Here is a 21,076-nt window from a genome sequence, read left to right on the forward strand (position 1 = left end):
TTCAGTTTTCAAAGAACAATCCAGCAACCAACTTCGTCAGTAAGCTGCTTTCTTTTCTTCACCGCGTTCAGCGGCGACTTTTATAATATATCATGTTTTCGATTCAGCGTCAAGCACTTATTGAAATCTTTTTTCGCTTCATGCGGCTGATGCCGCTCTGTCGAAGACAGGAATATAAATATATCACGCTCTTATTAGAAAAGCAACCCCTAAAGCTATTATTTATCTCCACGCACTACGACACCTTGAAAATGAACATCTGGCGAAAGCTCTGTCCCAGTTAGCCTATTGTTTTCACCACAACAACAGGTAACACCCATCCATCTAACTCTTCATAGAACAGGGGGATATTACCTGTTGCTGTTAAGTGGCAGTCTGTTAGCCGTTAATCCACGGTATTCCTTGCGAACGCTGCTTCCTATTCGAGGCTTTGGCCTTTTCTCCGCTACGGAGACTCTTCTTTCCGGAAACGCTGCGAATCGTCGCTTTCTTCTCCTTATCACTTGTATTCTCGGTTCTTTCTTCCGGTTCGCCATTCGTCTCGGCGGAAGAGGCAGTTGCCGTCTCCGCTTCGGGCTTCTCTTCGTACTGATGACCACCGCACTCACATGACTTTCCTTTTTCCCAACCCTCCTTCTTCCAGTGGTGTTGAGGCATGCCCCAGTACGGTTCCCGATTATGCCAACCCGCTTCCGGCGAGACATGGGCCGGAAAAGTCTGGTGCATTCCCGGATATACATGGCTGGAATGAGAATGCCATTCTCCATGTCCGCTCATCCCGTGATTTGGATGCCATTTCCCGTGCTCGCCCATCTCGTGATGCGGATGCCATTCTCCATGTCCGCTCATCCCGTGATGCGGATGCCATTTCCCGTGTTCACCCATCCCGTGATGCGGATGCCATTTCCCGTGTTTACCCATCCCGTGATGCTCCGGCATGGAAGGCGGCCATTCGGTCGGAGTCGGGTCCCCCGGTGCGGCTGGGGAGACAAATACAGGCTGCGCCAAAGTATGCGAATACGGTATTAGCGGATACCCGCCTCCGCAACCATGTGGCGGTTGCATGACAGGAGACATCTCCCATGACGGATCGCCGACATAGGTCGGTCCCCCCCCCGAAGGAGCGACAACCTCTGCAGCCGGTACCAGATACTGGGAGAATGGATGGTGGTAGTGAGGTTCTCCCCAGCCGTTAGATATATCTTTGACCGGTGCATACGTTTCAGGGCAGGAGTAAAATGGCATAGCCTTTTCCTCCATGTAGGGAAGTATTGCGGGAGGCTCTGGGCATTCCAGTACCGGCGGGGCCGGAATCGGCAGCGTTGGCGCTGAAGGACAAATCGGATATTCATGATTCGGTTTTTCCGGCTTATCATACTCCACTTTTTCCATTTCAAATTCGAACTCATACTTCGGCAGAGTAATCTCGACCTTCGGCTTCGTCATTTCTGGCTTTGGCTTGGTCAGTTCCGCTTCCGGTGGCGTGATTTCCGCTTTTGGCTTCGGCGCAGTCATCTCGCCTTTGTTGTTATTGATCGGCATAGTCTCCGATGAAGGCGGCATCATTCCCGATACCTTCGGAATATTAACAACTTGCCCAACCACAAGAACATTGGGATTTTTCAATTGCGGATTCGCTTCAATCATCTCTTGCAAAGGAACGCCCCATGCCTTCGACAGCTTCCACAATGTATCCCCTTCCTTGACCACATGCTTATGCACAATTTCGTGCCCTGTTTGCGGGTGGCTGGAGGAAGGGACTTTAATCTTCATCCCGACATCGATCTTATTCGGGTCTTGCAACTGCGGGTTCATCTTGAGTAATTTTTCTAACGGAACATCATATTTTTGTGAAATGGAATATAACGACTCGCCGTTCTTGACAATATGGATTTTCACGTATTGTAACCTCCCAAACGTTCATCATCCTCTGTGCTACGGGACACTTGCCCCAGGATCAATTACTACATCCTATGCAGATGATGGGCGTTTGACATCCCCTCATACAAAAAAATCCTCCCCATGTTCAGGAAGGAGTTGTCTGTCGCGAACTGCTCGACAATAATAATGACACTCGCCTGCGGGCAGCGGCGCGGATCGAGGCCGAGATTCACGGCTTCGCGGGAGACGATAATCCGGAAATAGCCGTCACGCAACGCGTTGCGCCGAATCGTCTCCACCATGACATATTGTACGTTCAAGTATTTCCATTGCGACGACGTATCAAAAGCACCTATATCAATTGGCCCTACTCGTGTACAGCTTGTTCATATGCATAGCTTGGATAAGATCCAAGGATGCGAACCTGGCAGCCGATCGCTTCAATTTCCGCGAGAGCGGAAGGCAATAGAACCGTGTTCAGTCCCATTTCCACGTCAATATAGAAATAATAGTTGCCCAGTCGGCGCTTCGTCGGACGCGATTCAATCCGCGACAAGTTGATGCGCCGCCACGCAAAGGCGGACAATACCTGGTGCAGTGCACCCGGGTAATCCTCTGGCAACGTGACCAGAATCGTCGCCTTCGGTTCGCTGGAACGCTCTAGGTTCAGTGGCTCCTTGCCGATAAGGACGAACCTCGTGTAGTTATGATGATGGTCCGTTACTTCCGGTGCCAGTACATCGAGGCCATGGGTACGAGCCCCCAGGGCAGTTCCAATCGCCACCCAACCGCTGCCGGGATGCTGCTTGACCTTATGAACGGCTTCGGCGGTGCTGCCCGTATGCTCCAGCTCGGCATACGGCAGATACGTACGGATGAAGTTCATGCATTGCGCCATTGCAACCGGGTGAGACATGATCTTGACGACCCGGGACCAGTCTCCTTCGATTTCCGCGTGGCATCCAATCATATTTTGGATGGACGGATAGACCCATTCCGCCTGGAACGGAATGTCCACCTCATGAACAATCCAGTCCATATGCAGATTCACCGAGCCCTCGATCGTATTCTCGATTGGGATGACGCTATAATCTGTCTTGCCCCGAGCGGTCGACAAGAACACGTCTGATATCAAGGCATAATGATCAAGCTGATGGTGCTCCCCGACGAGATGGACCGCAGCCTCATGCGACACGGAACCTTCAGGCAAAAGCGCAATTCTAGCCATAATAAGTTAACTCCTTCTATCGTGATGAATCAACACGTTCGGCGACGACCGCCGCCATATCATCCCATACTCCGCAGCACACGGCTCCTTCCTTGCTTATCCTTAGCGGCATAACCCGGGACTCGACCCCGTGATCGCGAAGCGCTTGCTTCATATATACTTGCAATGAATCGTGCTCGTCCCGGTTGTCCACGAAGGCGAGAAGCGTCGGACCCGCGCCGCTCAGCGCCACGCCCAGCGCTCCGTGCCGGACCGCCTCCTCCAATATACCGGGCATCCCCGGGACGAGCGATGCCCGGTACGGCTGATGCAGCCGGTCTTGCATCGCTTCCGCCAGCAGCTCCGTGCGTCCGCTGGCCAAGGCCGCGACGAGAACGGAAGAGCGACTGAGATTGTATATCGCATCCGCCATGCCGATGCGCTCCGGCAGCACATGCCGCGCCTTCTTCGTCTCGAGCTCGAACTGGGGAATGGCCACGACCGTACCGAGGCCGGCTGGCGGATCGAGCCGAATATGGCATGCCTGCTTACCATCCCACATGGCCACGAGAATTCCGCCGAATAGAGAGGCCCCCACATTATCCGGATGGCACTCGATTGCCGTCGCCATATCGAACAACCGTTGATCCGTCAACGGCTGCCCGATGAGCCAATTGGCGGCGACAAGCCCGCCGATCAAGGCGGAGGCGCTGCTGCCAAGGCCGCGCGTCAACGGGATCTCGCTATAGATGTCAAGGGCGAGCGGACGCTCCTCTGCTCCCGCTTCCCGGAATACCGCTTGAGCCGTCCGATAGATCAGATTGCGATCATCGACAGGGAGGCCGTGAAGCTCCGATCCGTGAAGGCGAATCTCCATCTGCTCCGCCGGCTTCATCGCGACCCACAAATGGAGCTCAAGCGCCATGCCTAGCGTATCGAACCCGGGGCCAAGATTGGCCGTGCTGGCAGGCACGCGCACGAGCACGCCCTCTTCCTTCCACATTATTGTTCACCCTCCAGCTGGCGAATTGCCAACATGACCGCTTCCTCCGTGTCCGGCACGACGAGCGGCTCCTTCGCCGCCGTCTGGATGGCGATATTCGGATCCTTCAGCCCATGTCCGGTTAGCACACATATGACCGATTCGCCTCCGGTGAAGTAACCTTCCCGGTGCAACTTCAGCACGCCAGCCACCGAAGCCGCCGAGGCCGGTTCGGCAAAGACGCCTTCTCTCGCCGCCAACAGCTGGTACGCTTCGATAATTTGATCGTCGGTCACGTAATTTATTTGACCGCCGGATTGCTCGGCCGCCTCGACAGCGGTCTTCCAGCTTGCCGGATTACCGATGCGGATGGCGGTCGCCAACGTTTCCGGATTCGGAATCGGCTCGCCCTTGACAATCGCCATGGCTCCTTCCGCTTCAAAGCCGACCATCTTTGGCAGACGGTCCGTTTGGCCTGCCGCATGATACTCCTTAAATCCTTTCCAGTAAGCGGAAATATTACCCGCATTGCCAACGGGAATGGCGAGCACGTCCGGCACAGCCCCCAATTGATCACATACCTCGAAGGCGGCTGTCTTCTGTCCCTCAATCCGGTACGGGTTGACCGAATTGACGAGCGCAATCGGGTGCTTGGCCGTAATCTCGCGCACGATCTCCAGCGCCCGGTCGAAGTTGCCCTCGATCGCAATCACCTTCGCCCCGTAGATCATCGCTTGAGCCAGCTTGCCAAGCGCAATATTATTGTTCGGGATCAGCACGATGCAGTTGAGGCCGCCTCTGGCGGCATAGGCGGCCGCGGCCGCGGCGGTGTTGCCGGTCGAGGCGCACATAATCGTGCGGCTCCCTTCTTCCATCGCCTTCGCTACGGCCATGACCATGCCGCGATCCTTGAAAGATCCGGTCGGATTCAAGCCTTCATATTTCAAATATAGATCCAGCCCAAGCTCCTCGGACAGGCGTTCCGCCCGGATAAGCGGCGTGTTGCCTTCCTGCAGCGTCAGCATGGGTGTATTTTCGTTAACTGGCAAATAGCGCTTGTAGGTCTTCAGCAATCCCATATATCTCATTTCTGTTCCCCCTCTTTGCTGTATGGATTCAACTGATTTATGCGGAGCTGCTCGATCAATCTTCGACTCGATAAGCGCTCTTCATCGACTTGATGACGGACAGATGCTCGAAATGTGCAAACACCTTATTCATGCTCGCCCGGCTGGCGTAATGCGTAATAATGATAATCTCGGCATCCGGGTTGTTCGGATTCGGCTGCTGTACAACCGAATCAAGGCTCACATCGCACTCGGCGAAGATTTGCGTAATTTGCGCAAGCACCCCTGCCTTGTCTTCGACGTGAAGCAGGACGAAGTTTTTATACGTAATCTGCTCGTCGGATTTAAGCTTCTTCTCCTTGTACGGAGTCAAGGCGCGCTGTCCGTTGACGCCGAGTTTCATATTCTTAATGACCGCGACCAGATCCGCCACGATCGAGGTGGCCGTCGGCATCTCGCCGGCACCCGGGCCGTAGAACATCGTCTCGCCTACGGCTTCCCCGTACACATAGACCGCATTGAACACGCCGTTCACCGAAGCGAGCGGATGTGCCGTGCTGACCATTGTCGGCTGCACGACGACACTGATCTGGTTATCCTTCCGTTCGGCGATGCCAAGCAGCTTCATTTCATAGCCCAGCTTTTTGGCAAAAGCGATATCTTCCTTCTTAATCCGAGAGATGCCGCGTACTTCTACGTCTTCCAGGGAGACGTCCGCATGAAAGCCGAGCGTCGCGAGTATCGCCATCTTACGCGCCGCGTCCAGCCCTTCCACATCCGAGGTCGGATCCGATTCGGCGTAGCCAAGCTGCTGTGCTTCCCGCAGCACCTCTTCGTAGCCAGCCCCTTCCTGGCTCATTTTCGATAAAATATAATTGGTCGTCCCGTTGACGATGCCCATTATCTTCGTAATCCGGTCGGAAGAGAAGCTTTCCATCAACGTGCGGATGATCGGAATGCCACCGGCGACGCTCGCTTCATACAACACATCGCAGCACTTTTCCTTCGCCTTTGCCTTGATATCCCGCCCGTGAAGCGCGATCAGATCCTTGTTCGCAGTAACGACATGTTTGCCCCGATCCAACGCTTCCATAAGATACTCCTTGGTCGGCTCAATACCGCCCATCACTTCAACGACCACGTCGATCTCCGGATTGCCGATAATATCCCAGGCATTTTCCGTAAGCAAATGATCCGGCACTTGAATGCTGCGGGACTTGTTCATATCCTTGACAAGCACTTTTACGATCTGAATCGGCGACCCGACCTGGCTGGCCAGATCCTCCTGATGCCCTTCAACAATCCGAACGACACCCGTACCTACAGTGCCCAGCCCCAATAGTCCTACTTTGATTGACTTCATCTCGTTCCTCCCCTTTCGCTTGACGCGATTTGTCTATATGTAAAAAAAGAAACCGTCTTTCCGCAGCCTTCACTCCTACCCGACATTCGCTGCTGCGCCGACAACCGAATCGCCTTATCCTTGCCCGATGACCTGCACCCGCTTCACACCCGAAATGTCGCGCAGCGTCTCAAGCATCATGCTGAACGGTTCGGCAATCAGGGATGTCTCCACCGAGAGAACAACGTTCGCCATGCCCTGAAGCGGAATCGTCTGGTGGATCGTGAGCACATTGCCCTCGAACGCAGCCACCGAACTGAGCACCTTAGAAAGGATACCTGATCGGTGCTCCAAATCAAGTGAAATCGTCACGATGCGCTCTCGCTCCAACTGGTTCAGGGGAAAGATGCCGTTTTTATATTTATAGAACGCGCTGCGGCTCAGCTCGACCCGCTCCGCAGCCTCGTGAACGGTCTTGACCTCTCCCGAGGCAAGTAGTTGCTTCGCCCGTACTGTCTTCACCACCGCATCCGGCAAAATATCTTCCCGTACCAAGTAGTATCGCTCTACCATGAGCAGTCCTCCGTAAAAAGACTTTTGTTTTCCTATAGGGGACATTATAGCGGATTCATATGCCGATTGGCAATAGGAGATTCAGATGTTTCGTTGTTGCTTCCGATTCCAGGAGCGACCCAGCCGGAATCGATCCGCGACAGCGCTCAGGCGGTCCGGCTTCGCCTCACTCAAGCAGATCTCGCGAAGTTGGATGTGCATGATACCCCTTTGCCGGCGTAGGGATGACAACGAGAAGACCGCATGCCTTATCAAGGACATGCGGTCTCCTTATGACATCAGTAATAGCTGCTGCCTTCAACGAATTCGAATTCGAAGTCGCCGATCCGGATGATGGTGCCGTCCTCTGCGCCGCGCTTGCGAAGTTCCTCGTCTACCCCCATCCGGCGAAGCGTGCGCGCGAACCGGAGAATCGCATCATGCGATGTCATTTGCATCCGCTTCAGCATACCTTCAATCGCCTCGCTCTCGATGACGAACGTGTCATTCTCCCGCCGAATCGTGAAGGAAGGCTTCTCTTCTTTCTTCTTGTAGCGGTAGATTTTGCGCTCCTCAACGTCTGCGACCACTTCGACATGCGTCTCGGGAAGACGTTCCAGCATGTCCATGGCCTTATAGAGCAGTTCCTGAACTCCCTGCTTGGTTAAGGAGGAGATCGGCATGATCTCAATCTCGTCTCCCTTCAGCGCCCGTACCTGCTCGCGGAATGCTTCCAGATTGTCCCCCACCTGAGGCATATCCATCTTGTTGGCCGCCACGATCTGCGGTCGTTCCGCCAGCTTCTCATTATATTGACTCAGCTCATCGTTAATTTTGACCCAATCGTCGAATGGATCGCGCCCTTCGGTTCCCGCCATATCCACGACGTGGATAATCATCCGGGTACGTTCAATATGGCGCAGAAATTCATGCCCCAATCCGACTCCTTCGTGGGCTCCCTCGATCAGGCCCGGCAGGTCAGCCATGACGAAGCTTCGTCCGTCCCCGATGTCAACGACACCCAGATTCGGGGTAATCGTCGTGAAATGATAGTCGCCGATCTTCGGCTTCGCCGCTGAGACGACAGATAGCAACGTCGATTTGCCGACGCTCGGGAATCCGACTAGGCCGACATCCGCCATCACCTTCAGCTCAAGCACGACCCAGCGCTCCTGGCCTTCCTCCCCATGCTCCGCCAGCTCCGGCGCCGGGTTCGCCGGGGTCGCGAAGCGCATATTTCCTCTGCCACCGCGGCCACCCTTGGCGACGACCACCTCTTGCCCATGACGGGTCAGATCGGCGACAATCTCCTGCGTATCGTCGTCGATGACGACCGTTCCCGGCGGAACCCGAACGATCATATGCTCCGCGTTGGCGCCGTGCTGGCTCTTGTTCCTCCCCTTCTCCCCACGGCTCGCCTTGAAGTGCTTCTGGTAGCGGAAGTCGACCAGTGTGCGCAGGCCCTCGTCCACGCGGAAAATGACGTCGCCGCCATTCCCTCCATCGCCGCCGGCCGGTCCGCCCATCGCGACATACTTCTCCCGGCGAAACGCCACGAGACCGTCGCCGCCGTCGCCGCCTTTTATATATATTTTCGTCTTATCTACAAACATGCTGTCACCCCGTTATGCGTTGCAAGGCACGACAATGCGGTAGGCTTCGTGCTCTTCGTTCTGCTGCGCTGACGATTGCTCCAGCTTCAGGCCGCCTACAGACGCGATATACTTCAATTTGGATTCCACTTCATCCGGATTCAATAAGTTGCCTTCGTATTGATAGAGAATGACAAGTCGGCCGTCCTCCTTGGCAAATTTGACGCTTAGCGGATTTATCCCGTCATTTTGCACCTTCGCCGCAAAGTGGAAAGCTTGAACCGAAGCAATGACCGCCTCGGCTAACTTGCACGTATCGATGGACAAGTTCATCCGGTTCAATTCAACCGGTTCCGGTATCGCAATGTGGAGCGGCATCAAGCTGCCGGATAACCGCTGCTGCATCAGGAACATGACCAGCTCCGGCACGCCAAGCTTAGCAATCCGGCTCTCCTCCGCCATGCGCCCTTTTATAGTCTCTACACATTCCGGTAATTTATCGAACTTCTTCAATCGAACATAACCATACATCAATTGCAGATCATTCATCCAGTCATGGCGCTGATGGTTCATTAGCTCGAGGGCAGATGTTGCCAGCGAACACTCCGCACGCTGCCGCCGCATCTGCTCTTCTCGGTACAACAAGAACCCCCACAAGCTCAGCATCACCGCCATGACGAGAATCAGCACGAATCTCCAAGTGAATGATAAAGGCCATCCAATGACAGTAACGGCACATGCGGCCGCTGCCGTGATGCAACCTCCTAGCTTCCATCGCAAACAATTCATATTCCGGCTCCCCGTTCGTCATTCCATTCTTCCATTTATGTACAGACTCCCCAATTTTCAGTATATCATGTAGAAGGAAGGGCGTCCAAGAAAAATGATCCGTAGCCGGGTAAAAAAAACCCCCGGCACTAGCCGAGGGTTTCTTCTATCGTCTTAGTTCTCCACAGCTGCTGCAACAGGTGCAGCTTCCACCGGGTAGACGCTCACTTTTTTACGGTCGCGACCCCATCGTTCGAACTTCACGACGCCTTCCACTTTTGCGAACAGTGTGTCATCTTTACCGATGCCCACGTTGTTGCCTGGATGGACCTTCGTGCCGCGTTGGCGGACCAAGATGCTGCCGGCTGTAACCACTTGGCCGTCTGCGCGCTTCACGCCAAGACGCTTGGAAATACTGTCACGGCCGTTCTTCGTGGAGCCTACACCCTTCTTGGATGCGAACAACTGAAGATTCAGTTTCAACATGTTGTCTACCTCCTTTATGTCGTTATAAGTTCTTCTATTTGAAGATACGATTCGTATGAAGCTTCGATACTTTGCAACCCAATAATCATCGATTCCAGCAGCAGCTGAACCTGGGCTTCGATGTCCTTCCGCTCGATGAACGGAACCGTTCCGCTCAAGAAGCCGTCCTTCATCTCGCACTCCAGTTCAATGCCTGTCAGAACCTCAATGGCATTGGCTGCGCCCACCGACACGGCCGAGACACCCGCACATACGATGTCCTCTCCGTGGGGAGCATAATCCGCATGGCCCTCAATCGAGAAGCCTGCGATAGATCGATTCGACTTCCGCCTAACTGTAACGCGAATCATCCGGCACCTCTTTACGCCTGAATGTTCTCGATCGTTACTTTTGTATACGGTTGGCGATGACCTTGCTTGCGACGGTAGTTCTTTTTCGCTTTGTACTTGTACACGACAATTTTCGCGCCTCTTCCATGCTTCTCTACCTTCGCCATTACCGCAGCGCCGGATACAACCGGTGTGCCTGTAACGAGGCCGCCGTCCTTCGATACCGCCAATACGCGGTCGAATGTTACACTGTCGCCTTCTGCCGCGCTCAGCTTCTCGATGTACAATACATCGCCCGCTTGAACTTTGTACTGCTTGCCGCCAGTCTCGATAATTGCATACATTGTGTTGCACCTCCTCATGTCTCAGACTCGCCTGAATCAGGTGATGACGCTGTTTCCAGCCTCATGCTTGGAACCTGTCCGGAGCGGTTACAGCATGTGTAAGCAACTTCACTAGACACATACTGAAAGATTTTAGCACAGTTAATTACAAAATACAACCTTTTGCGTTCCATTAACGACTGGGAATTTGTGCCATGTTCCACCCATTTCCCCCGCATGAGAGACATGGTTGAAGGAACTGGTTCATCACCTGTTCCCGCACTTTTTTGCGGGTCAGTTCCAGCAAGCCAAGCTTCGTCCAGCCGACGACCAGACATTTCGTCCTGTCTTTCTTCATCATCGTCTCCAGCTGTTCGACCACGTGCTGCCGATGCTCTTCCGTATCCATGTCGATAAAATCGATAATGATGATGCCTCCGATATCCCGCAGACGGATGAGACGCGCGATTTCCTCCGCAGCTTCCATATTCGTAGTATACACGGTCTCTTCGAGATGGCTTGTCCCCGTATATTTCCCCGTGTTCACATCAACAACGGTTAGAGCTTCCGTCTGGTCCCATACCAAATAGCCGCCGCTTTCCAGCCAGGTTTTGCGCTGGAACGCCTTGTCCAACTGCTCATGGACATGATACCGCCGGAACAACGGCTCCGCTTCCTTATACGTATGAATCCGGTCCTCCAAATCAGGTGCAACCGATCGGACGAACGTATGTAACCGCTCGGCTTGGCGGACATTGTCAATCAGCAATTGATCGACCTCCCGCGAGAACGCGTCCCGCACCAGCCGCTCCACCATGTTCAGATCATGGTGCAGCAGGGCAGGCGCTTCCGCTTGTGACGAACGAAGCGTAGTCCGCTTCCACAGCTCGCGAAGCGTCTCGATATCGCCTTGCAGCGTCTCTCGCGACTCTCTCTCCGCCACGGTGCGGATAATCAGGCCTTCCTCGTTCTCGCGCAGCTCTTCAGCAAGCTGCTTCAGGCGGGTTCGTTCCGCTTCCTGCTCAATCTTCTTGGATACACCGATATAATCGGCGTTAGGCATATAGACCAAATAGCGGCCTGGCAGCGAGTAATGGGTCGTCACACGGGCGCCCTTGCCCCCCAGCGCCTCCTTCATCACTTGGACGATAAGCTCTTGTCCAACACGAAGCAAGCTGGTTATCGGAGGCTTCTGCTCCGGCTGCTTCTCCAAATGTGGGTGCAAACAATCATCAACATACAGAAATGCATTCTTCTTCTGACCGATGTCCACAAATGCAGCCTGCATTCCCGGAAGAACATTCACTACACGGCCCTTATAAAAGCTTCCGACCGATGTAGTTCCCGTGGCTTGTTCGACTGCATATTCGACGAGCCGACCATGTTCCAACAATGCCATTTGCGTGACTTGTTCCTCGCAGTGAACAATCATTTGTTTCATGGTATCACCTCTGCTACAGCGCGTCATCTTTCATTGTAACATGAAGCAGGAGGCAGTGAACATACCTAACCGGTATGCTTTCCGATCAAAATAATAGAAAAACGAAAAACGGCAGCCGCCCGGCTGCGCCGGCCGCTCAATTCCGCCGTCCCCCGGGCTCGTCGAAATAGGCATCAATCGCCCGCTGCTCGGGAATGATGCGCCTAATCGCCCCTCCCGGGTCCATGACATAAATAAAATGATATTCGTCCCGGCGCAGCAAGCGCAGCAGCCCCGACAGCGGCCAGCCGTTCTCCGCCACGATCGGCCGACCGAGGCAGCCGCTTTGTTCCCATTTACGTAGCCGGGCGGGACGGGCCACCAGGAAGCGCAGAAAACGGTAGGGTATGTTCTTCCACTCCTCCCAGTTGGACCACAAGAGGAAGATTCCCAGCATAAGCAGGCTCAAATTCAATTTCCCACCCGTGAGCAGCGGCATGACGCTATATACCGCAATCGCGGCGCTGATCGCCATACTCACTCTGGCCCCGATAAGCAGGGTCTTATAATAGCTGAACCATAGCGAAGCCGCAGCTTGAAGCATGCGCCCGCCATCCAGCGGTAACACCGGAAGCAGATTGAACAATCCGATGAATGCATTCGCTCGAATGAAATCGTCCGTCCAAGCGCTTCCCCACCACCCCCACTGCTCGAACAACAGGGCAAGTCCGATCATGAACCCGTTCTGCAGCGGTCCTGCGGCCATGACCAGCCACTCCTGCCAGGCCGGAGCCAGACTTCCGTCTTCCGTCTCCGCCACACCGCCGAAGGGCAGCAACTTCACTTCCGTTATCGTCCAGCCGAACATTCGCGCCACAGTGACATGTCCCATTTCATGGACAATCACGATAACGAACAGGGTAAGCAGTTCCAATATATAACCCGTCACGGCCGCCATGGCCAGCAGGAGGATAAACAAAGGATGCAGTGTATAGACGGTCCTGCCCCATTTAATCAAAAGCGATCACATCCGTCGGATCAATGTACTCCCCATCCCGCAAGAGAGCGAAATAGAGCGCCGCCGTACGGTCTTCCGCCGAACTCTTCAGCATGCCCACTTCTTCCCCCTCCTCAAGCCAATCGTTCACCTTTACTTCGCTGGCGGCGAGACCGCCGTAAATGCTGACCACGCCCGAAGCATGCTGAACCGTAACCTGGATATCATCCTCGGCCCGGCGATCAACTTCCGTAACCCGTCCGGTCGCCACGCTCACTACCTCGGTATATGCCGCGGCCCCAGTGTCGGCAGCAATCCGGATCCCGTTGCCATTCATATCGAACGGCTGCAGCACCGTTCCCTTGACAGGGGGATGCAGCGATAGTCCCCCTTGAACGGATGCCGCTTCATTCCGATTCCCTTGGAACAGCGGGATGAAAGAGGGAGATCCGGAGAACGTCCGTTCATACCAGGACGCGATCGGGCGCATGTCCATTTCCTCCGTCAAGCTCCTTCCGATCCATTGCCGCGCCTGCTCATTCCAATCGGCGGGGAAGCGGAAGAGCGCGAACGCGGCGGCGAACAACAGGAAGGACAGCACAATTCGCGTGCGAAAAGATCGCCAGAACTCGCCGTTTCGTTCCTCCTCCCAACCGTAGCGTTCATGCCATTGCCGCTTCGATGCCTTCCACAGCCATTCCGGATCGGGCGAATCGGTTGGGAGCTCCATCTCGTTCAGGCGAAGCGGAGGATGTCCGCCCATCACTTCGCTATCGCTGGGAATCTCGGCCGTCCCAGGCTTAGCCGTCTGGGCGGGCCGAATCATCGGCGGCTTTTGCTCCGAGTGCTGAACGGGCAGGAAGGACGTTCCGGCTTCATATCGGCGCTTCGCCTCGGATGACCGCTGTTCTTGACGGATGATTTCCCGAATTCGTTCTTGCCGCCGACGACGAATGTCCTCGTTCATGGCTTTCTCATCCCTTCATTGATATCCTCTTGATTGATATCTGCCTGCATGCGCAATCCCCTAAACAAGCGACTGCTTATATCCCATTTGTATGACAAGCTATCACCGGATATGAACAAGCCTTCGCTTCATGCTAATAAGCTCCCGAGCTTTAGGGATATCGGTTATAAGGAGTCGTTGTCTAGGGGAACGTTAGCACTTGAATGATGGGGATACTCACCATAAAGGGCAGCTGGCTACCTTTCCTATGGTTCAATGTCAAAAAAGGCTTTACTGTCTGGGTGCAAACAGTAAAAGCCTTTCCTTGACAAGCCGATATTCCGTTCCGGCTTCATTCCTAATCTTCAATCTTCAAGCTGATACTTCTCCCTGTAGATGCGTATGCTCATCACCAGACCGATACAAAACATATTCAGCAGCAGGGAAGTTCCCCCATAGCTGATGAAGGGCAGCGTGATGCCAGTAACCGGCATCAGACCGATCATCATGCCGATATTTTCAAGAATCTGAAACACGAACATGGACACGATGCCGATGATGATATAGGAGCCCCTCAAGTCATAGCACTGAAAGGCGATGAGAATCAATCTGTAAATCAGTAAGAAGTAAAGCAGCAGCAGGATCGACGAGCCCTGGAAGCCGAACTCCTCGCCGATGACGACGAAGATCGCGTCCGAGTACGTATACGGAATGAAGCTTCTTCGCTTCAATTCCCCCTTCATATACCCGTCTCCGGACAACCCACCGGAACCGATCGCGATCATGGCGTATTTGGATTGATGATTGGCATCGGACGATGCCAAGGACGGATTAATGAACGTATCAATGCGCGTAAACCAGTGCTGTTGCTTGACGACATCGGTGAAAAACGCATTGGTCTCTTCACGGAACGTCGTGAAGGAGACATAGATCGAACCGGCCAGCAGCGACACAACCATAAGACCGACCAACACATGCCGCAGCTTAATCCCGCCGATCCATAACATGCCGATGAAAATAACGATATAGATGATGGCATTGCCCAAGTCCGGCTGGATTACGACGAGTGTGAACGGCATCAGCGTCACAAGCGCCACCGGCATCAAGTCTTTGGTGAACGTAAGCGGATCTCCGCCTCGCCGTCCCAGCAGTTGGGCCAGGGCGAAAATAAGCGAAATCTTGGCAACCTCCGCCGGCTGGAACGAGAAGGTGCCAAAATTGTACCAACCAATTGCACCGTTCAGATTGGATCCGAAGAAGAAGATGCCGACGAGCAGCAGGATCGTTATTCCCATCGTAATCGGCCATATTTTCAGTAAAATTCGATAATCGAACAACGCAGTTACAAACATGACGATAAATCCGGCCGCGAAGAAAACAACCGTCTTCATCGCCGTATTGGCAAAGCTCGGATCTCCCCCGTGGGTCGCACTATAAATGACAAGCGGGCTGAAGACCGAAAATACAAGCAAAATTCCAACGATAACCCAGTCAATACGTTTTAGTTTGTTCAGCACTGCTCATCAACCCATCCCAAAAAACTTCTTCATCCGCGTAAGCACGCCCTTCTTCTGATCTAACGGCATCAACGGAACCATGTCCCCCAGTATGCGCCGGGCGATATTGCGGTAAGCCACCGCCGCGCGAGAATCCGGGTTCATGACTGTCGGCTCTCCTGTATTTGCAGCCCGAATGACGAGTTCATCATCCGGCACGATCCCGAGAAGTTCGATATTCAGCACCTGCAAAATATCGTCTAGGTCAAGCATCTCCCCGCTCTTCACCATGCTGGAGCGGATGCGGTTCACGATTAGCTTCGGCGAGCCGACATTCGCATTTTCCAGCAGACCGATTATGCGATCGGCATCGCGCACGGCTGCATTCTCCGGTGTCGTGACGACAATCGCGCTATCTGCCCCGGCGATGGCGTTTTTGAAGCCTTGTTCGATGCCGGCAGGACAATCGATAATCGTATATTCATAATCCTTCTTCAATTCGAGAATGATATCCTTCACTTGTTCCGGCGAGACCGCATCCTTGTCTTTGGTCTGGGCGGCAGGAAGCATGTACAATTCATCGAACCGCTTATCCTTGACAAGCGCTTGGTTCAATTGGCATCGGCCGTCGGCCACGTCACAAATATCATAGATGATGCGATTCTCCAGCCCCATGACGACGTCGAGGTTGCGCAAGCCGATATCGGTATCGACCATGCATACTTTTTTGCCGAGTAGAGCAAGCGCGGTCCCCAAATTCGCCGACGTCGTCGTCTTGCCGACGCCGCCTTTCCCCGAAGTGACGACGATAGCCTCTCCCATAGTTCTTCTACACTCCTTTGAACAAAGTAATGTCCTTGCGGACGCGATAAAGCTGCGAGATTTTGTCAATTTGCATCATGCCGTCATGGATATACGCAAATTCCATTTGAACCTGCGATAACCCCCATTCGTCCGGCGGGCGGCTGATGACATCCGCGATACGCAACTGCGTCGGTGCAAACAGCGAGGCGGCGATAACCGCACCCGTCTCTCCTTCGACGCCGGCATGGGCTGTGCCCCGCAGGGCTCCGAATACGATGATGTCTCCGCTGCTTATGATCATTCCGCCCGGATTGACATCGCCAAGGAAGAATAGATGCCCGTCATGCCGTAGCACCTGCCCCGAGCGAACCATTCCGGTCATCGTATGAACGCGGTACCCTTGCGCTTCCTTCTTGACATCGGCATCCGATTCCAGCGATCGGATGATCAGATTCCCCCGCTGCCTCAAAATGTTGAGCATCTCTGTCTTTTGCTCATCGGCAGCGGTACGGGCTCCTAACTTGACATCGACATACACAAGCGGTCCGTCGAAAAAATGCGGTGTATTGTCAAGCTTGTCGCGCAATTCTTGCAACAAGTCTGTAAATTCGCACTGATCGTCAAGCAGGAACACGAGGCCGTCCTTCATGCCTTTAATCGTTACCAATGGCTTGGCCATCATGAAATGTCCCTCCCCACGGTTATCTTTTTCGTGACGGATAAGAAAAGTTCCTGCAAAAAAGCCGTGAATCGTGAGAAAAACCTTTGTCGACGCCCCTCGAAGAGGAGCGATCGCCAATAGAGACTGGTGAACATTTCCCCTGCCCCGCCCGACTTCAGCACCGGAACTGCGGGTGAAAACAGCATCAGCCGCCTGGACGAAGTGCCCAAAGACGGCTGCTTAGTCTTGTTCATTTTCAGCGGTTCCCGACTGAAGATCGAACCATTTCCGGATCGGTACATAGATCGCAAGCGCAAACACCAACTGTACGAACAGACTCGGAATCAAATAGTCGAAAAACGCAGCTTCATACGTCATTTTGCTCAAGTTGAACAGCGAATAGATAGCGAACAGTATCGTCTGGTATAAGAAGCTTCCCATGACCGCCGTCGCCATCATCGGAATGAGTGTGATATTCCGTCCGGGGAAGAGAAGCCCCGCCAAATAGCCGAGCAGCCCCATACTGAACGCATGCGGGCCAATCATATACCCGTAGTATACGATATCCTGCAAAAATCCGAATGCAAGTCCCAAAATAAGCGCCGTGTGACGATGCTGATAGATGCCGTGATAGAGCACTACGATGAAGATGAACTGCGGAATAATGCGCCCATGCCACATATCCGGAATGATGAGCGGTAGCAGCGTCCCCTCCAATACGAACAGCACGAACATGAAGCCAATCATCCAATTCCGGTTCATCACTTATCCTCTTTCTGCGATCCGTTCTTTTCCGGATCCGGCGTGAAGACGATGAATAGCTCGCGCCAGTCGCGGTAGGTGCCTGCCGGTTCGATGGTAGCGGTCCGCGTCAGTCCCAGGTCTCCTTGCTGCAAAGAAACGACAGTGCCAATAATTAGCCCGCCCGGGAATACGCCGCCGAAACCGGAGGAAATAATCGTGTCTCCTACTTTCACCTTGTCATTCTCTTCTATCCGTGTCATCGTGAAGGTGCCGCTGCTGTGATCGTACGACTCAATCATGCCGAAGGAATCGCTTTTGCCAAGCACTGTCGCCGAAATGGGGCGCGAATTCGGGTCCTTCTCGTCCAGATTGGTCAACAACTGCACGGTGGAGGAGAATTCATACACCCGGCTGATCGTCCCGACTACGCCATCGACAGAGATGACGGGCATCCCTTGGCGCACGCCGTTCATCTCGCCAAGATTAAGGTTCAGCGTCTGGTTGAACGGATCGGCTACGTTAATGGAGGATACTTGTGCAATCCGGTACTCATACGGCAGATTCAACTGCTTCTGGCGCTCGGTGAACTTCAGCTCCTCCATAAGCCGTTCGTTCGTCGCCTGAACTTCGCTGTAATAAGCTTTGTCCCGTATATAATGGGCCTCCACAATCTTCAGACGCTCATTCTCTTCGTGCAGTTCCTTCAAGGTTGCGATATCATGAAAAAAAATCGCCACATAGGAAGCCGGCTTATACATCAGTTGCTGCACGAACGTTACCGTATCGTGCACGATTTTCTCCGGCCATGACATCTTCAGCCGTCCGCCCAAGGTAAAGCCCATCAATGCGATAAACAATATAAGTCCGAACAATAGAATGATTAACCGTTTGTTCCCCAACAGCTTAAACAGTCTCAACACCTTCTCATCGTAAAGCGGTACTCGTTCCTCCTCGGAATAGAGCCCGCGCCGAGGGAACGGATCAGCGCGGGGTAAATAGCCTGATTATCAAATGGAGCGAAGGCTGGAGCTTCCGCGTCCCTTGAACAAGTGAATATTGTCGAGCGCGCGTCCGGTGCCGATAGCGACGCAATCCAGCGGGTTCTCTGCCACGATGACCGGCATCCCGGTCTCCCGCGTAAGCAGCTTGTCAAGGTTGCGAAGCAGCGCTCCGCCGCCCGTGAGGACAATGCCCCGATCCATAATATCAGCTGCCAGTTCCGGCGGACATTTCTCCAGCGTTACCTTGACCGCTTCCACGATCGAGTTGATCGTATCCAGCAGCGCTTCGGTAATCTCATTCGAAGAGATAGATAGCGTCTTAGGCAATCCGGTCAGCAGATCGCGGCCCCGAATCTCCATCGTTTCCACCTCGTCCAATTCCATCGCAGAGCCCAAATCCATCTTCAGTTGCTCCGCCGTGCGCTCCCCAATCATCATATTATACTGGCGCTTGATGTATTGAATGATCGCTTCATCCATCTCATCGCCTGCAACCCGAACAGAGCGGCAAGTAACAATCCCGCCGAGCGAGATAACAGCGACTTCCGTCGTGCCGCCGCCGATATCGACAACCATGCTTCCGGTCGGCTCCCATACCGGGAGATCGGCCCCGATCGCCGCCGCGAACGGCTCCTCGATCGTGTAGGCGTCTCTAGCACCCGCTTGCTTCGTCGCGTCTTCCACCGCACGTTGCTCGACGGCCGTGATGCCCGACGGTACGCAGACCATCACATTCGGATGGCGCGGGAAGAGCGAACGCTGCTTCTGCGCTTGCCGAATAAAATATTTAATCATCGTGGAGGTCGTGTCGAAGTCGGCGATAACGCCGTCCTTCATCGGGCGGATAGCCCGAATATTGCCCGGCGTGCGGCCGATCATCTTCTTGGCGGCTTCACCAACCGCTTCGATCGTCTTCGTATCCGTACGGATCGCGACGACAGACGGCTCGCGTACAACGATTCCTTTGCCACGAATATATACCAATGTATTGGCTGTTCCCAAGTCAATTCCCAAGTCTTTTGTAAAGCCACCTAACATGTTGTCAATCTCCTTTTTAAAACCTCAATCTCAATCATTATATTACATGAGTCCGCGTTCCTTCAAACTCACATATCGATTATCTCCGATGACCAAATGGTCCAGGAGTTCGACACCGACAATCTCGCCCGCTTCGACGAGCCGTCTGGTGATGGCCGCGTCTTCCGGGCTCGGCGTCGGATCGCCACTCGGATGATTATGTGCGCAAATGATGGAAGCTACCCCGTATTTCAAGGCGGCGCGGTACACTTCGCGTGGATGAACGAGAGAGGCGTCTAATATGCCGATCGTAATCGTTTGTTGAGCAATAATCCGGTTTTTCGTATTCAAGAAAAGACAAACAAAATGCTCCTGCTGATAGTAACGCATCGATTCCATCAACCATTCCGCCGCATCCTGCGGACGCCGGATCGTAATCGCATCGTCGCTGCGCGATCGCGCCATCCGTCTGCCAAGCTCCAACCCGGCCTTGAGCTGAATCGCCTTCGCGAGGCCCACACCGCGGGTCTGCGTCAGCTCGGTTACCGACAGATTGGGTAAGTAACGTAAATGGCCTGCCCGGTTCAAAATGCGCTGCGCCAGGACGACGGCCGATTCGTACTTCGTCCCCGTCCGCAGCAAAATCGCCAATATTTCCGCATGGCTTAACGCTTCCGCCCCGTATTGCAGCATACGCTCTCTCGGGCGCTCGCCATGGGGCAGATCGCGAAGAAGCGGGTGATGTTCCATGTCACACAACCTCCTGAATAGTGGATTGCGGCATTCCTATCCCAAGCCTCTTGCCTGCCGGACTCCCGGCGTTCTATGGCACTCTGATTCCGAATGACTCAAGCATATCGGTCAGGAGCGATAACGGAAGGCCTACTACATTGAAATAACAACCTTCGATTTGCTCGACTAACGTGGCTCCGACACCTTGTATGCCGTAGGATCCGGCTTTGTCCATTGGCTCCTCCGTCGCGATATAGCGGCGGATCCGCTCCACACTGCAGGGCTTCATATGAACGACTGTAGCCCGATGGCTCACGGCTGTCCGCCCTTCGGATACATGGACGAGCGCGACGCCGGTATATACTTCATGCGCACGTCCCTGAAGCGCCGTCAGCGCCCGCTCCGCATCCGCTTCGTTCTCCGGCTTGCCGAGCACCGTGCCGTCAAGAACGACGATTGTATCCGAACCGACGACGATGCCATCCTTTCTGTCGCGGCGCCACATTCGGGCCACAGCCTCAGCCTTGCGCAAGGCCAGTTGTTCGACGATGCGGGCGGGCGGCCATCCGGGAGGCACCGTCTCGTCAGCATCACTGGGCTGGACTGAATAAGGAAGGCCCAGAGCGCGAATCAATTCCTGCCTGCGAGGGGAGGATGAAGCCAAAATCAATTCCGGTTGTTGTTGTGTCTGCATTGCCATGTTCATCCGCTCCTCGCCATTTTTTGACA

At 54.1% G+C, this 21,076-nt stretch carries 24 protein-coding genes, 1 pseudogene and 1 other annotated feature; of the genes and pseudogenes, 2 read left to right on the forward strand and 23 right to left on the reverse strand.

Annotated elements, in window-relative coordinates; genetic code table 11:
* Positions 1-378: 378 nt before the first annotated feature.
* The 7 genes and pseudogenes from PPOP_RS03540 to PPOP_RS03570 all read right to left on the reverse strand — a co-directional run bounded on the left by PPOP_RS03540 (position 379) and on the right by PPOP_RS03570 (position 7,052).
* On the reverse strand, positions 379-1,899 hold the full coding sequence (locus tag PPOP_RS03540; RefSeq protein WP_006284676.1) for a LysM peptidoglycan-binding domain-containing protein: 1,521 nt from the start codon (positions 1,897-1,899) through the stop codon (positions 379-381).
* A 146-nt stretch (positions 1,900-2,045) separates the two neighbouring features.
* Positions 2,046-2,183: pseudogene (locus tag PPOP_RS21630) on the reverse strand (branched-chain amino acid aminotransferase); the annotation flags it as partial.
* 65 nt (positions 2,184-2,248) lie between these two features.
* The gene (pheA, locus tag PPOP_RS03550; RefSeq protein ID WP_006284678.1) at positions 2,249-3,109 is read right to left on the reverse strand and encodes a prephenate dehydratase; all 861 of its coding nucleotides are present in this window, start codon (positions 3,107-3,109) and stop codon (positions 2,249-2,251) included.
* Positions 3,110-3,125: 16 nt separating this feature from the next.
* Positions 3,126-4,091, reverse strand: a complete 966-nt coding sequence (thrB, locus tag PPOP_RS03555) for a homoserine kinase (protein ID WP_006284679.1) — start codon at positions 4,089-4,091, stop codon at positions 3,126-3,128.
* On the reverse strand, positions 4,091-5,158 hold the full coding sequence (thrC, locus tag PPOP_RS03560) for a threonine synthase (protein ID WP_042227305.1): 1,068 nt from the start codon (positions 5,156-5,158) through the stop codon (positions 4,091-4,093). The genes thrB and thrC overlap by 1 nt, the downstream gene beginning before the upstream one ends.
* 55 nt (positions 5,159-5,213) lie before the next feature.
* Positions 5,214-6,500, reverse strand: a complete 1,287-nt coding sequence (locus PPOP_RS03565; RefSeq protein ID WP_006284681.1) for a homoserine dehydrogenase — start codon at positions 6,498-6,500, stop codon at positions 5,214-5,216.
* A gap of 114 nt (positions 6,501-6,614) precedes the next feature.
* Positions 6,615-7,052: an ACT domain-containing protein gene (locus PPOP_RS03570; protein ID WP_006284682.1), complete on the reverse strand. Its 438-nt coding sequence runs from the start codon at positions 7,050-7,052 to the stop codon at positions 6,615-6,617.
* Positions 7,053-7,145: 93 nt separating this feature from the next.
* Between PPOP_RS03570 and PPOP_RS25030 the strand changes: the two genes are divergently transcribed.
* Positions 7,146-7,274 (forward strand): hypothetical protein, encoded by a 129-nt coding sequence (locus PPOP_RS25030; RefSeq protein WP_267879048.1) that lies wholly within the window; start codon positions 7,146-7,148, stop codon positions 7,272-7,274.
* Positions 7,275-7,330: 56 nt separating this feature from the next.
* Here the strand turns inward: PPOP_RS25030 and obgE are convergent, their stop codons facing one another.
* The 11 genes from obgE to minC all read right to left on the reverse strand — a co-directional run bounded on the left by obgE (position 7,331) and on the right by minC (position 16,874).
* On the reverse strand, positions 7,331-8,644 hold the full coding sequence (obgE, locus tag PPOP_RS03575; protein WP_006284683.1) for a GTPase ObgE: 1,314 nt from the start codon (positions 8,642-8,644) through the stop codon (positions 7,331-7,333).
* Positions 8,645-8,656: 12 nt separating this feature from the next.
* Positions 8,657-9,412 (reverse strand): Spo0B domain-containing protein, encoded by a 756-nt coding sequence (locus tag PPOP_RS03580; RefSeq protein WP_042227308.1) that lies wholly within the window; start codon positions 9,410-9,412, stop codon positions 8,657-8,659.
* Between the two features lie 153 nt (positions 9,413-9,565).
* Positions 9,566-9,877, reverse strand: coding sequence for a 50S ribosomal protein L27 (rpmA, locus tag PPOP_RS03585; protein ID WP_006284685.1), 312 nt, complete (start codon positions 9,875-9,877; stop codon positions 9,566-9,568).
* Positions 9,878-9,891: 14 nt separating this feature from the next.
* A complete protein-coding gene (locus PPOP_RS03590) occupies positions 9,892-10,227 on the reverse strand; it encodes a ribosomal-processing cysteine protease Prp (protein WP_006284686.1) in 336 nt (111 codons plus the stop codon).
* Between the two features lie 11 nt (positions 10,228-10,238).
* Complete coding sequence (gene rplU / locus PPOP_RS03595; RefSeq protein WP_006284687.1) at positions 10,239-10,550, reverse strand: 50S ribosomal protein L21; 312 nt, start codon at positions 10,548-10,550, stop codon at positions 10,239-10,241.
* A gap of 13 nt (positions 10,551-10,563) precedes the next feature.
* Positions 10,564-10,649, reverse strand: a sequence feature (ribosomal protein L21 leader region).
* Between the two features lie 73 nt (positions 10,650-10,722).
* On the reverse strand, positions 10,723-11,970 hold the full coding sequence (locus tag PPOP_RS03600) for an Rne/Rng family ribonuclease (RefSeq protein ID WP_006284688.1): 1,248 nt from the start codon (positions 11,968-11,970) through the stop codon (positions 10,723-10,725).
* 136 nt (positions 11,971-12,106) lie between these two features.
* Positions 12,107-12,967 (reverse strand): M50 family metallopeptidase, encoded by an 861-nt coding sequence (locus PPOP_RS03605; protein WP_006284689.1) that lies wholly within the window; start codon positions 12,965-12,967, stop codon positions 12,107-12,109.
* On the reverse strand, positions 12,960-13,913 hold the full coding sequence (locus PPOP_RS03610) for a M23 family metallopeptidase (protein ID WP_042227311.1): 954 nt from the start codon (positions 13,911-13,913) through the stop codon (positions 12,960-12,962). The genes PPOP_RS03605 and PPOP_RS03610 overlap by 8 nt, the downstream gene beginning before the upstream one ends.
* A gap of 344 nt (positions 13,914-14,257) precedes the next feature.
* Positions 14,258-15,409: an FtsW/RodA/SpoVE family cell cycle protein gene (locus PPOP_RS03615; RefSeq protein WP_042227314.1), complete on the reverse strand. Its 1,152-nt coding sequence runs from the start codon at positions 15,407-15,409 to the stop codon at positions 14,258-14,260.
* Positions 15,410-15,415: 6 nt separating this feature from the next.
* Positions 15,416-16,210 (reverse strand): septum site-determining protein MinD, encoded by a 795-nt coding sequence (minD, locus tag PPOP_RS03620; protein ID WP_006284692.1) that lies wholly within the window; start codon positions 16,208-16,210, stop codon positions 15,416-15,418.
* A 7-nt stretch (positions 16,211-16,217) separates the two neighbouring features.
* A complete protein-coding gene (minC, locus tag PPOP_RS03625) occupies positions 16,218-16,874 on the reverse strand; it encodes a septum site-determining protein MinC (RefSeq protein ID WP_006284693.1) in 657 nt (218 codons plus the stop codon).
* On the opposite strand from minC, the gene PPOP_RS25730 reads away from it, so the two are divergent.
* Entirely contained in the window at positions 16,782-16,994 is a 213-nt protein-coding gene (locus PPOP_RS25730) for a hypothetical protein (RefSeq protein WP_422730613.1), read from the forward strand. The genes minC and PPOP_RS25730 overlap by 93 nt on opposite strands.
* 99 nt (positions 16,995-17,093) lie before the next feature.
* On the opposite strand, the gene mreD is transcribed toward PPOP_RS25730, so the two are convergent.
* The 5 genes from mreD to PPOP_RS03655 all read right to left on the reverse strand — a co-directional run bounded on the left by mreD (position 17,094) and on the right by PPOP_RS03655 (position 21,041).
* On the reverse strand, positions 17,094-17,615 hold the full coding sequence (gene mreD, locus PPOP_RS03635) for a rod shape-determining protein MreD (protein ID WP_042227318.1): 522 nt from the start codon (positions 17,613-17,615) through the stop codon (positions 17,094-17,096).
* Positions 17,615-18,514: a rod shape-determining protein MreC gene (gene mreC / locus PPOP_RS03640; protein WP_199898939.1), complete on the reverse strand. Its 900-nt coding sequence runs from the start codon at positions 18,512-18,514 to the stop codon at positions 17,615-17,617. Before mreC ends, mreD begins: the two co-directional genes overlap by 1 nt.
* Positions 18,515-18,604: 90 nt before the next feature.
* Positions 18,605-19,636, reverse strand: coding sequence for a rod shape-determining protein (locus tag PPOP_RS03645; protein ID WP_006284696.1), 1,032 nt, complete (start codon positions 19,634-19,636; stop codon positions 18,605-18,607).
* A gap of 42 nt (positions 19,637-19,678) precedes the next feature.
* Complete coding sequence (gene radC / locus PPOP_RS03650; RefSeq protein ID WP_006284697.1) at positions 19,679-20,365, reverse strand: RadC family protein; 687 nt, start codon at positions 20,363-20,365, stop codon at positions 19,679-19,681.
* Between the two features lie 73 nt (positions 20,366-20,438).
* Positions 20,439-21,041 (reverse strand): Maf family protein, encoded by a 603-nt coding sequence (locus tag PPOP_RS03655; RefSeq protein ID WP_006284698.1) that lies wholly within the window; start codon positions 21,039-21,041, stop codon positions 20,439-20,441.
* Positions 21,042-21,076 lie beyond the last annotated feature (35 nt).

Origin of the sequence: Paenibacillus popilliae ATCC 14706, from assembly GCF_000315235.1 — a bacterium.
Taxonomy (GTDB): Bacteria; Bacillota; Bacilli; order Paenibacillales; family Paenibacillaceae; genus Paenibacillus_B; species Paenibacillus_B popilliae.